Source organism: Acinetobacter sp. 228, assembly GCF_048147885.1.
Genome location: NZ_JAYWYV010000506.1, coordinates 1 through 1,112, shown reverse-complemented (window position 1 = coordinate 1,112; position 1,112 = coordinate 1). Strand labels below are relative to the sequence as shown.

General features: G+C 37.3%; 1 protein-coding gene. It reads right to left on the bottom strand.

Features of this window, described 5'->3' with window-relative positions:
• A partial coding sequence (locus VXQ92_RS20265; protein WP_416682994.1) for a GGDEF domain-containing protein occupies positions 1-1,112 on the bottom strand: 1,112 nt, incomplete at both ends.

The following is a 1,112-nucleotide window of genomic DNA, read 5'->3' as shown; positions in this document are numbered from 1 at the left end:
CATGATCAGCACGACTAACAAAAGCAGAAATTGAATCATTTAAACGTGGAATTGTGGTCGCTACGCCAACACTAATGGTTACGTATGGTGAAACACTACTACATGGATGAACAATAGCAATTTTCTTAATTGCATTCATTAATCTTTCGGCCTGAATTTTGGCTTGTTGTGCATTTGTCATTGGGAATAGAAGTAAGAATTCTTCACCGCCATAACGGGCAACCAAATCGCCACTACGAGCAGCGATTGAGGAAATTGCAGTCGCAATATCTTTTAAACACTGATCACCCTTGAGATGGCCTAAGCTATCGTTATATGGTTTAAAGAAGTCGATATCAACCATCATAATAGTAAGAGGAGTCTCATGGCGTAATGCGCGTCGCCATTCATTATCAAGTGTTTCATCAAGATAACGTCGGTTAGCAAGCCCGGTTAAAGCATCTTGTTGAGAAAGCAGTGCCAGTTGTTGAGCTTGTTGCATGAGTTCAATACGGTTGAGCTCAATCATACAGTTTTGTAAATAGTTTTCACGGTGCTGACGATCCGTAGCATAGGCAAGGGTCATGCCTAAGAAACTACTAAACGTATAGGTACGGTTCAGGAAGGTCCAGTCTATGTCTCCGTTCAAATAGGTACTTACCAAAATACCAATAAGACCACCGACCCATCCTGCAATAATGGCAGTATAAATAATCACAATGGCATACATCATTGCTGCATGAAAAAGTACATTATCTTGGCCATTTTCTAAAACGTTAATTAAAATAAATGTTATGGCAACGGCAGCGGCAGAACAAATTCCGACATAATAATCAAACCACTGATTTAATTTTTTAATAAATGATAAAATCCAAGCGATTAAAACAATTATGCCTACCCAAGAATAATAGCTTAACCAGGATAAAACTTGTTCGGTTGGTAAAACTTGGTATATACCAAAGCTTAAAAATAAATATAATATTAAAATAATAGGTGCTCTATAGCGAAACTCATAGGCTGCACCATTTTGATATTGAAAACGATATATCGTTTCAAGTTGCTTTGGAAACCATACGAAATTTAATCCGCGTGTGGTTAATAAATCTATTTGTTCCTGTCCCAATATATTGGAA